This is a genomic window from Luteitalea sp., from assembly GCF_044337415.1.
Taxonomy (GTDB): Bacteria; Acidobacteriota; Vicinamibacteria; order Vicinamibacterales; family Vicinamibacteraceae; genus Luteitalea.
Genome location: NZ_JBIINP010000144.1, coordinates 1 through 10,646 on the forward strand (window position 1 = coordinate 1; position 10,646 = coordinate 10,646).

Consider the following 10,646-nt stretch of genomic DNA (forward strand, 5'->3'; position numbering starts at 1 on the left):
GGTCAGGCGGCTCGGTCCGGCCGATGTGGCTCTCGCACGCGAGACGTTCCGGCTGATGGCCGAGGTCTTTGCCGAAGGCGACGGCGAGCTCACCGCGGCGTATGTCGCGTCGCTGCTTGAACGCGCCGACTTCTGGGCGATGGCTGCGCTCGAAGACGCGAGGCCGATCGGCGGCATCACCGCGCACGTGCTTCCGATGACGCGCAACGAGACACGCGAACTGTTCATCTACGACCTCGCCGTGGACGCGGCCTACCAGCGCCGCGGGGTAGGGCGGCTCCTTGTCGAGACCCTCTGCCGCGAGGCTGCTGCCGCTGGCGTGCTCGTCGCCTTCGTCCCGGCAGACGACGAGGATGACCACGCGCTCGCGTTCTATCGCGCCCTTGGGGGCGACCCGGCTCCAGTCACCATCTTCTCCTTCGGGCACCGCCCTGACGATGACTCGCCACCACCAGACGACGGGTACACGGCACCATGATCGAGCTTCCCTCCAGTGACTGGGGCGACGGCCCGCCGCAATTCGCCACGGTCGACGGGGCCGGCCCCAGGAAGGGCAGGGCACACGATCCACGCGGGGATGCGCAGTGTCGAGCCTGCATGCACGTGTCTGCATGCACCTGGGGCGACCCTGCAGCCCTGATTCGTTCGCATCTGACGACGTAGAGATCACCATGACCGCCCTCGACCTGGTTCTGCCGATGCCGCGAAAACTCGAGCTGAGCGGCGTGGAGCTGGCGCTGCCCGAAGCGGAGGCCTGGGCCCTTGTCCGCCACGGCGACCTCGCGCAGTCGAGACTCGTGAAGGCGCTCTTCGCCATCCGGACGCTCCCGTCGCGCATCACGGGTACCGTGGACGAGGTCCAGTTGCGCATCGACGCACTCGCCTCCTCGCCCGATCGCCCAGGTTTCCAGGTCCTCATCGACAATCCGCGCGAGGTGGTGGTCGGCGCCATCGGGCAGGTCTGGCAGCTCGACATCCCGTTCGTCCATGTTGCGGACGCCGCCGCCTATGCCGCGTTTTCGGAGGCCGGCTGGGTGAAGGTGGCGTGGGCCCTGCGCGTGTCGCCGTGGGGCACCGGCGGCAGTCGAGTCGACATGGAGGTGCGGGTTGACGCGACAGACGACGCCTCCTGGGAGCGCTTCCGTCGCTACTGGCTCGTGGTCGGGCCGGGGTCGCACCTGATCCGCCGCACCCTGCTCGGCGCCCTCGTGCGTGAGCACGGGAGGCCCGAGGACCGCGAGGACGAGCGGCCGCTGCCCGGCGATGCGCTGCTGGCGGACGCGAGCGGCCAGGTCTCGCACGGCGTCACCATCGCCGCGCCCGCGGAGCGCATCTGGCCTTGGCTCGTGCAGATGGGGGGCGGGCGCGCCGGCTTCTATTCGCTCGATTCGCTCGACAACGCCGGCGTGCCCAGCGCGCGCGAGCTCCACCCCGAGTTCCAGCACCTGGCGGTGGGGCAGATCATCCCGGCGACGCCCGACGGCACCGACGGCTTCGAGGTCCTGTCGATCGATCCAGACCGTGCGCTCGTCCTCGGCGGCCTCTTCGACCCAGAGGCGAAGCGCCAGCTCCCCTTCGCGGGCGCCCGGCCGGAGCGCTTCTGGCACGTGACCTGGGCCTTCTCGCTCGAGCCTCTCGACGCCGCCCACACGCGCCTCACTGTCCGGGCCCGGGCGGCGTTCTCGCCGCACCTGAAGCTCCACGCGTCGTGGATGATGCCTGCCCATCAGCTCATGGAGACGGTGCAGCTCCACAACCTGAAACGGAGGGCGGAGGGCCGCGCCAGAGACGGGTGGCGCGACGTCGTCGAAGGGATCGGCGGCGCCGCCGTCGCGGCATCGGCCATGCTGACACCGTTCCTGCGCGCAGGGCAGCGGCGCTGGGGTGTCGACGACGTGATCGCGGCGCGACCCTATCCGGGCGACGAGCGCGTCCCCGTGCCGAGTTCCTCGTGGACCCACGGCGTCGAGATAGACGCGCCCGCCGCAGCGGTGTGGCCGTGGATCGCACAGATCGGCGCCGACAAGGGAGGTTTCTACAGCTACCAGTGGCTCGAGAACCTGGCGGGCTGCGACGTCCGCAACGCCGAGCGCGTGCACCCGGAATGGGAGGTGAAGGTCGGCGACGGCCTCCGGCTCCACCCGGAGATGCCGGCGATCCCCGTGGTCGAGGTCGAGGGGGGCCGCTACTGGCTCGCCCACGGCGCACCCGACCCGGCCGCACGGGCCGAGGGGAAACCCTGGGTGGACACGACGTGGCTCTTCTTCCTGGAGCCGCTCGGGCCGAACCGTTGCCGCTTCATCAGCCGCTACCGTACGGCGACCTCCGAGGATCTCGCCACCCGGCTCGCGTTCGGCGCGGCCATCGAGCCGATCGGCTTCGCGATGGATCGGCGCATGCTGCTCGGCGTGAAGGAGCGGGCCGAGCGCTGATGCGCCCACCGCAGCATCGCAGAAGGAGTCGAGGCCTGACCTGCCAAGCCCCAGCGACATCCTCGCGAATCTCTCCACGATGGCGAACCACGCCATCGCCCTTGCGGTCGTGTGGCACGTGGTGGCTGCAGGCGCTACGATCCACGCGGTGATGCACAGCGTCGCGAGCGAGTGCTGGCGTCGGCCAGTCCCTGCAGGCTCAGGCCTCCTCCTGCTGGCGTCGGCATCGAGCGCCGCCGCGGCGCTCACGCACGTCGCCATCATCGCCGGCGGTCCGTCCTGGTACCGCTTCTTCGGCGCCGGTGAGGGCATGGCCCGCCTGGCCGCGAGTGGCAGTTGGTATCCCGCGACGATCACGCTGGGCATCGCGCTCGTCCTCGCCGTGTGGGCCGCCTACGCTGCGTCGGCAGCCGGGTATCTCCCGGTGCTCCCGTTCTTGAAGACCGTCATGGTGGCCGTGTCCGCGGTCTACCTGTGTCGGGGTGTGGGGGGCTTCTTCCTGGCAGCCCTTGCCCCGGGTGGCAACAGTCCCACGTTCTGGGTCTGGAGTTCATGCATCTGCCTGCTCATCGGCCTCGCGCACGCTGTCGGCCTGTCGCGGCGTTGGCCCGTGCTCTCCGCGCGAGGTCGACACCGGTGAGCGCTGATGGATCCAACGGCTACGAGGCGATCGCGCACCTCTACGTGGCCGGACGCGGCACGCGACCCATCGTCGGCGATGCGATCGGCGCCGCCACGGTGCGCGCATGGGCGCAGGGATTTCCGCCAGGTGCCACCGTTCTCGACCTGGGCTCGGGGCCCGGCGAGCCGGGCACACGGATCCTGCAGGAAGCGGGTCTCGCGACCTGCGCCGTCGAGGCGTCCGCGACGATGGTCGCAGCGTTCCGCGAGCGCTTTCCTGGCGTGCCGATCGAGCACTCCACGGTCGAAGCGTCCGAGTTCTTCGGCCGGACCTTCGATGGCGTGCTCGCCTGGGGCCTGCTGTTCCTCCTGGAACCCGGGGCGCAGGCGCTCGTGATCGACAAGGTGGCCCGCGCGCTCGTGCCCGGCGGGCGCTTCCTCTTCACGGCTCCAAGCCAGCCCCTCGAGTGGCTGGATGCCATGACGGGGCGTCCTTCGCAGTCGCTCGGGGCGCCAGCCTATGAGCGATTGCTGCGCGACGCTGGTCTCACGTGGGTCGACGACGCGCAGGACGAGGGCGGGAATCACTACTACTTCGTCGAGAAGACGCCATCGACCCTGGACCTCGACGTTCCAGAGCGATGAAGGATTGCCGCATCGAGCATGATCGTCCTACCATCGCCGCACCCATGCATCTGGCAACGCGCGTTCGCGGCACGTGGCTCCTCGTCTGCGCGGCGATGGCCGTGCTCTCGATCTCATTGGCCTGCACTCGGAAGGACGCGCCCGTGTCGACCGTCGACCGTACCAGCTTTGCGACCCGGTATGCCGCCGCGTGGAGCGGCAAGGATCCCGTGACGTTCGGGGAGTTCTATGAGGAAAACGGTTCGCTCGTCGTGAACGGATCGGCGTCCGAGGGACGGGCGGCCGTCGTGGCGACGGCACGCGCGTACATGGAGGCGTTCCCCGACATGACGGTGCGGCTCGAGTCCCTGCAGCAGGAGGGGGACGTCACCGTCTTCCACTGGATATGGACCGGCACGAACACCGGCCCCGGCGGGACGGGACGTGCGGTGCGCCTGACCGGGTACGAGCGGTGGACGTTCGGACCCAACGGCCTGCTGCTGAAGTCCGACGGCCACTTCGACGCCGCCGAGTACCAGCGTCAGCTCAAGGGCGAATAGTCCGCTGGTACCCATCGATGCCTGCTGATCGACGCCATCGTTCCTCGTGGACCCGTCGCGACTTCATTACCAGAGGAGTCGCGGGTGCTGGCGCGCTGGCGCTGGGGGCCTGTGCGCACACGGGCGCCTCGGCTGCACTGGCGTCGAACGGGGCCGCAGCCGACCTCGACGCGCTCGCCCGACAGGTTCGTGGCCGGTTCCTGCGCGACGGCTCGCCGCTCTACGACGAGGCCAGGAAGGTGTGGAACCTCGCCTACGACCGTCGTCCTCTGGCGATGGCGCGCTGCGAGGGCGTGGACGACGTGCGGCGCTGCGTGGAGTTCGCGCGGCGGCACGATGTCGCGGTCGCGATCCGTGGTGGCGGGCACAGCTACGCCGGGTTCGGCGTGGCCGATGGCGCCCTGCAGGTCGATCTCGCCGCGTTCAACACGGTCACCGTCGATCGGGACCGCCGAGTGGTGTCGGTAGGTGGTGGAACCAGAATCAAGGAGCTGCTGGCCGCGACGCTGCCGCTGGGACTCCACACGCCCATGGGCGCGTGCGGCGACGTCGGCGTCGCGGGCCTCGCGCTGGCGGGCGGCGACACGTCGCCCCGCGGGCTGTACGGCACGGCGTGCGACAACGTGATCGGCGCACAACTGGTGACCGCCGACGGCGACGTGCTGGAACTCGGGCCCGGTCGCAACGAGGACCTCTTCTGGGCGATTCGCGGCGGCGGGGGCAACTTCGGCGTCGTCACACGGCTCGACTTCCGGCTGCATCCGCTGCTGACCCTGCAACGGGCGAGCTTTCAAGTCGGATGGAACGACATCGCGGGCGCGTTGCGGACCTTCGGCGAGCTCATTCGCGACACGCCTGACGAGGTGCGTGCGCTCTTCCTCGTCGACAAGGACACGGGCGCCATGGTCGGTTGCGGGCACTATGGCACCCCCGAGGCCGCGGCCTCGTATCTCGCGAAGTGGAAGGCCGCGTTCAAGTCCGTGGAGCCTGTCATGGGGACATCGACCCCCACACCGCAGGGAGAGGTGTGGGCCACGACGGCGCTGGCCGTCGACGGCGCGTTCCTCGAGGGCCTCACCGATGATCGGCTGGTGGACGTGCTGGCGCGCGCGGCGATCGCCGGACGCGGTGTCGGCGACATCCTGATGGGGCTCTCGAACGGCGTGGCGGCGCGAACCGGAATGACCGAGACTGCGTATCCCCTGCGAGGCGTGGGGCTCAGCAGCCTGGTGTCGGCCGAGTGGCATCGTCCCGAGGAGCGAGCGAGGGCGGAGCAGTGGGTGGCGGAGTACGGTGCGGCCCTGCGGCCGTGGGCGCGCCGGGCCTACGTGAACTACCTGGGGCCGAGTTCCCCGGAGCGCATCCGCGAGGTCTACGGCGTGAACCACGCGAGACTCGCGCGCATCAAGGCACGGTACGACCCGGCGAACCTGTTTCGATCGAACCAGAACATTCGACCTGCCGCCGCGGGCTAGCGCGGAGTGTCCGCGGCTGGTCATCGGCCGGTGCTGAGGGGGGCATGTGGATCGTGTGGTCGAGCATCGCGGCTGTCGGATCGCGTATTCGATCGCGGGCACTGGCCCTGCGGTGCTGTTCATCCAGGGCGTAGGGGTGCAGGGGGGCGGCTGGCGTCCGCAGTCCGACGCTCTCTCGAACGGCTACACCTGCCTGTCGTTCGACAATCGCGGCATGGGACGCAGCCAGCCCGTCGGCGCGAACATCACCGTCGCCCAGATGGCCGACGATGCGCGGGCGGTGCTGGATGCCGAGCAGATCACGTCTGCGCACGTCGTCGGTCACTCGCTCGGAGGGCTGGTCGCCCTGCAACTGGCGCTCGATGCCCGGGACCGCGTGCGGAGCCTGTCGCTTCTCTGCACGTTCACCGGGCACAAGACCGTCGCGCCGCTCACACCGCGGATGGCCTGGTTCGGCCTGCGGTCGAGGGTCGGTACCCGGTCCATGCGTCGCCGAGGGTTCCTGCGGCTCGTGCTACCGCCCGGAGCCACGGCCGACGCCAATGAACTCGCGGAACTGTTCGGCCATGATCTCGCCGACCAGCCGCCAGTGGCCGCGGCGCAGCTGCGGGCGATGCGTGCAGTCGACCTGACGGAGCGACTGAAGGAATTGCGTGGCGTTCCGGCCCTCGTGATGAACGCCGCCCACGACCCAATCGCGCCGCCACGGGCAGGGCACGCCCTGCGCGACGGGATCGCTGGCGCCCGGTACATCGAGGTCGCAGATGCCTCGCACGGACTCCCGATCACCCACGCGGCTCGCGTCAACGGGTGGCTACGCGAGCATTTCGCGGCGGTGGACTCGCGGGCTGGAACCTCGAACGGAGCAACGCGCAACGGCTGAGGCGTTGAGACCGTCGATCGGCGATGGAGCTGGTGCGACCTGGAAGATTCGTCAGTGCACGCGCGGAGGTCAGCGTGAAGGAGCGGATTGCGCCGAACGCGGAGTTCGAGGAGATGCTCACCGGGGGGCACCCGAACTCCCTCGGGCGCACGGTCGAAGTGGTCGACCTGGTGCTGGCCGATGCCTCGAGGCTCGCCGATCTCTACAGCTGCTACTTCAGCCAGGACGAGATCGTGCGGCTCAGGGTGTCCAACGCGATGAAGCGCGTGGCTCGCGAGGAACCCGAGTGGGTTGTCCCGTACATCGACGCGCTCATCGACGACGTCGCCCGCATCCGCCAGGCGTCGACGCAGTGGACGCTGGCGACGCTGTTCCGGATGCTGTGGGCGCGAATGACTGCCGCGCAGCAGCGCCGTGCGAAGCGCCTGCTGACGTCCAACCTCGAGGACTGGCACGACTGGATCGTCCTGAACACCACGATGGAGGCGCTGACCGAGTGGGCGAGTGACGACGCGGCGCTGAGGACGTGGCTCCGACCACGACTGGAGGCACTCGCAGGAGATCCACGACGATCGGTGGCCGGGCGCGCCAGCACGCATCTGAAGCGCCTGGAGCGCCTGTGACGTCCCGGTGGGCTGTCTCCGAGAGGTGCGCGAGTAACGACCCGAAGGCCGCCTTCGGTCGCCGCACGCGACCTGGCTGGGAGCTCCTGCCCGTTGTTCAACCATGTCGAAGCCGTGAGCGGAGAGGAAGCAGGGCATGGCGCTGCTGTTCGACATCTGGACACTCATGTTCTGGATCCCCGCGCTCGTGTCGACGGGGACGGGCTGGTTCGCTTTCGAGAACGGCCTGCTGGTGCGGCCGATTCCGACGGCACTCTGGTTCATGACGGCGTTGCTCCTGCAGTTCGCCACGCCACCGCTCTCGATGGCGTGGACCGCGGGCGTCGTCGCGCAGACGGCGCTGGCCACCTACCTGAGCATCAGGGCGAAGCTCGAGGCGTGAGGTCCGGGAACGACATGTCTGCTGAATCGAACTGGTCACCACGGCTTCGCATGGCCCGCGTGCTCGCGTTCTGGGTCGCCGCGTTCGTTGGAGGGGTGGACCGGCCTCAGGACGTTATCCTGTGACGACTGTGTGACAAATGCGACCGTCCGTGGCCTTCGGACTGTCGCGCTTGCTTGACGACCTCCCGCGACGCGTGTCAGGGTCGCACCAGAGATCCAACCGTTCAACACAGCGTGGGTGGCTGCATGTGAGGCCGTGCACATGTCATCGAGCACTCCTGACGAACTCACCATCTCCCGGGGGTTCCCCGACGCGCTGCGCGCGGACGTGGCGCGACTCTACGACGCCGCGTTCGGCGCCAAGCTGGCGCTCGCCATCCCCGACGCGGCGTCACGCGTGAGGGTGCTCGCCGAGGGCTTCGATCCCTCCCACGGCTTCGTTGCCCTTCGTGGGACGCACGTGCTCGGTATTGCGGGCTTCGCGACCCGAAGAGGCGCGTTGACCTCGGGGATTGACCTCGCGCTCTTGCGGACGCGGCTGGGAACACCGGCTGCGATCCGCGCCCTCGCCGTACTGGCGCTGTTCCATCGAGGCCGACAGGAAGGAGAACTCCTGATGGACGGCCTCGCGGTCTCGCCGATGGCACGTGGCGCTGGCATCGGCACCAGGTTGCTGGAGCGGCTCACGCAGTTCGCCGCGACGGAGGGCTTCCGTACGATCCGCCTGGACGTGATCGACACCAACGAGAGGGCGCGGCGACTGTACGAGCGGTTGGGATTCGTGCCGACTCGGACCTCGCAGTTCGCCTACCTGCGGTGGCTGGTCGGGTTCTCAGCGGCCACGACCCTGGAGTACCGCGTTCACTGAGCGGCCACGCTGCCGCGCGCCTCGCGACCCTCGCTCTCCCGTACGGCGACACTCCGAGAGGACGATCAATGAGCCACCTGCCGAACCGCTCCAAGGACACGCCCTGGGTGCTGACGACGCCGCCGGGCACGTCCGAGTACACGATGCACGTCGACGAGAAGGACGGGATGCGCATCCTCGTGTGCACGGTGGGCACCACGGTGCTGCACTACGACGCGCGGTGCATCGACGACCTGCACGCCATGCTCACGGCGGCGGGCGACTGGGTCGAACTCGGCGGCGCCGATGAGCAGAAGCCCGCCAAGGACGGGACCGTCGAAGCCTGGGGGCGCTCTGCCGAGAACCCGATCGGTGGCTGGTACGGCCTCAAGAAGGGCCTGCGCGGTCGCTTCGCCGTGTATGTGCCGCCGCTGATGGAGGCACTGGGTGTGTGCGAACTCGAGCACAACGCGAGGAACAACAGGATGCGGGCGAAGTAGGGAGGTCACATGAAGCGAGTCACCGGCATCGGCGGGATCTTCTTCAAGGCACGGGACGCCGCGGCGCTGCAGGCGTGGTACAAGCGGCACCTCGGTATCGACGTGCAGCCATGGGGCGGGACGGCGTTCACCTGGACGGACGCGAGCGGCACGCCGGTGGGCGGCACCACCATCTGGTCGATTGGCTCGGACCAGGGCGACGCCTTCGCGCCCAGCACCTCGAGCTTCATGATCAACTACCGCGTCGAGGACGTGCGTGCGCTGGTTGACGCCTTGAAGGTCGAGGGCTGCAACGTGCTGGACAAGATCGACGAGTCCGACTACGGCACGTTCGCCTGGGTCATCGATCCCGAGGGCAACAAGGTCGAGCTGTGGCAGCCGCCTGCGGGCCAGTGAGGGACGCGATTCGTCACATGTCAGAGAGGTCACCCGATGCTCCAGGCCAGTGCCCCCGTTGCGTTCATCGCCTCCGCCAGGCCCGATCTGGCTCGCGCCTTCTTCAGCGATACGCTCGGCCTCCGCTTGCTGTCGGAGGATGCCTTCTCGCTGGTGTTCGACATGGCCGGCACGCCGTTGCGGGTGCAGAAGGTGCCGGACTTTCAGCCGCAGCCGTTCACAGCCCTGGGCTGGCAGGTGGCCGATGCGGCTGGCACGGTGACGTCGCTTCGCGCGCGCGGCGTGGCCTTCGAGCGCTATCCCTTCCTGCAGCAGGATGCGAACGACATCTGGGACGCCCCGGGCGGCGCGCGCGTTGCCTGGTTCAAGGACCCGGACGGCAACCTGCTCTCCCTGACCGAAGTCCCAGCCTGAGCCCTCGGCCTCAGCTCACTTCCACGGATCGAACGTGGGCGCGATCTCCTCGCCGATCACGACGACGGCGTCGAACGAGTCGGCCCATGTCGCGGACCTCACGCCACCGAGCAGGCGCGACGGCACCTGCCCGAGTCCGCGCAGCGCGGTGGCATCGAGCAGCGCCCATGTGGTGTCGCGCGTGGCGGTGGCTTCGAGCGAGCCCGGTTCCGCTGGGGTGAGCGAACGTGCAGGGCGGCCGGCCATCGCGGTGGTGCCCTTCGCTGCCGTGAACCCGATGGCCGCGACGCGGTCGTTCCATCGCTCGGCAGCCAGCGCACCGAGTGGCATCTCGGGCCACGTGCCGCGCTGTTTCGCGGCATGCACCGTCGCCGTCCACACGACGACGCGGCTGTTGGCCGGGAGGCGTTCGAGGTGCCACTGCAGCGTGCGAAACATCGACGCGTCGCGCCCGGGCGTGCCGTCGGCGCGCTGCCGACCCGCGTATCTGGCCAGGCTCTCCAGCATGGCGCGGTCCGAGGCGTCCAGCGACGGGAGGGTCGCGGCTGCGGTCGCTGCATCCTGCGCGCACGTGTAGAAGCGCTGTCGCTCGGCGTCGTCGAACGGGTGCGTCGCGTCGTATGTCCAGTTCAGGTGCCGGTCGATGGCGTCGCGGCATTCCGCGGCGCGTGGCGCTGGCGACGCCGACGCGACGAGCGCGGGCAGTGTCGCTAGCGCGTACCGGGACGTGATGCTGACCTGATCATCGAGCCCGCCGAGCGTGACTCGTCGGGTGACCGCGGCCTCGAGCAGCGAGCGCCGCCAAGGCGCCAGCTCGCGCGTCCACCAGAAGCGCCCGATGGCGTTGTCGAGCTGCTCCTGCGTCGCCGTGCGCGCCTCGATCGCCC

At 69.4% G+C, this 10,646-nt stretch carries 14 protein-coding genes; 13 read left to right on the top strand and 1 reads right to left on the bottom strand.

The annotated features are described in order from the left end of the window. The 13 genes from ACIRDX_RS16635 to ACIRDX_RS16695 form a co-directional block, all read left to right on the top strand. A partial coding sequence (locus ACIRDX_RS16635) for a GNAT family N-acetyltransferase (protein WP_396626560.1) occupies positions 1-478 on the top strand: 478 nt, incomplete at its 5' end. Between the two features lie 193 nt (positions 479-671). Next, the gene (locus ACIRDX_RS16640; RefSeq protein WP_396626561.1) at positions 672-2,432 is read left to right on the top strand and encodes a hypothetical protein; all 1,761 of its coding nucleotides are present in this window, start codon (positions 672-674) and stop codon (positions 2,430-2,432) included. Positions 2,433-2,511: 79 nt separating this feature from the next. Beyond that, a complete protein-coding gene (locus ACIRDX_RS16645) occupies positions 2,512-3,072 on the top strand; it encodes a hypothetical protein (RefSeq protein WP_396626562.1) in 561 nt (186 codons plus the stop codon). After that, a complete protein-coding gene (locus ACIRDX_RS16650; RefSeq protein ID WP_396626563.1) occupies positions 3,069-3,698 on the top strand; it encodes a class I SAM-dependent methyltransferase in 630 nt (209 codons plus the stop codon). The genes ACIRDX_RS16645 and ACIRDX_RS16650 overlap by 4 nt, the downstream gene beginning before the upstream one ends. 143 nt (positions 3,699-3,841) lie before the next feature. After that, positions 3,842-4,237 (top strand): nuclear transport factor 2 family protein, encoded by a 396-nt coding sequence (locus ACIRDX_RS16655; protein ID WP_396626564.1) that lies wholly within the window; start codon positions 3,842-3,844, stop codon positions 4,235-4,237. A 17-nt stretch (positions 4,238-4,254) separates the two neighbouring features. Beyond that, positions 4,255-5,712: an FAD-binding oxidoreductase gene (locus ACIRDX_RS16660; RefSeq protein WP_396626565.1), complete on the top strand. Its 1,458-nt coding sequence runs from the start codon at positions 4,255-4,257 to the stop codon at positions 5,710-5,712. Positions 5,713-5,758: 46 nt separating this feature from the next. Then, a complete protein-coding gene (locus ACIRDX_RS16665) occupies positions 5,759-6,595 on the top strand; it encodes an alpha/beta fold hydrolase (protein ID WP_396626566.1) in 837 nt (278 codons plus the stop codon). 74 nt (positions 6,596-6,669) lie between these two features. Then, the gene (locus tag ACIRDX_RS16670) at positions 6,670-7,218 is read left to right on the top strand and encodes a hypothetical protein (protein ID WP_396626567.1); all 549 of its coding nucleotides are present in this window, start codon (positions 6,670-6,672) and stop codon (positions 7,216-7,218) included. A 136-nt stretch (positions 7,219-7,354) separates the two neighbouring features. After that, on the top strand, positions 7,355-7,600 hold the full coding sequence (locus ACIRDX_RS16675; RefSeq protein ID WP_396626568.1) for a hypothetical protein: 246 nt from the start codon (positions 7,355-7,357) through the stop codon (positions 7,598-7,600). A gap of 264 nt (positions 7,601-7,864) precedes the next feature. Next, complete coding sequence (locus ACIRDX_RS16680) at positions 7,865-8,470, top strand: GNAT family N-acetyltransferase (RefSeq protein WP_396626569.1); 606 nt, start codon at positions 7,865-7,867, stop codon at positions 8,468-8,470. Between the two features lie 68 nt (positions 8,471-8,538). Beyond that, positions 8,539-8,949, top strand: coding sequence for a DUF6855 family protein (locus tag ACIRDX_RS16685; RefSeq protein ID WP_396626570.1), 411 nt, complete (start codon positions 8,539-8,541; stop codon positions 8,947-8,949). A 9-nt stretch (positions 8,950-8,958) separates the two neighbouring features. Continuing rightward, complete coding sequence (locus ACIRDX_RS16690) at positions 8,959-9,345, top strand: VOC family protein (protein WP_396626571.1); 387 nt, start codon at positions 8,959-8,961, stop codon at positions 9,343-9,345. 36 nt (positions 9,346-9,381) lie between these two features. Further along, positions 9,382-9,759: a VOC family protein gene (locus tag ACIRDX_RS16695; RefSeq protein ID WP_396626572.1), complete on the top strand. Its 378-nt coding sequence runs from the start codon at positions 9,382-9,384 to the stop codon at positions 9,757-9,759. Positions 9,760-9,774: 15 nt separating this feature from the next. Here the strand turns inward: ACIRDX_RS16695 and ACIRDX_RS16700 are convergent. Next, the coding region (locus ACIRDX_RS16700) for an erythromycin esterase family protein (RefSeq protein WP_396626573.1) at positions 9,775-10,646 on the bottom strand (872 nt) is incomplete at its 5' end.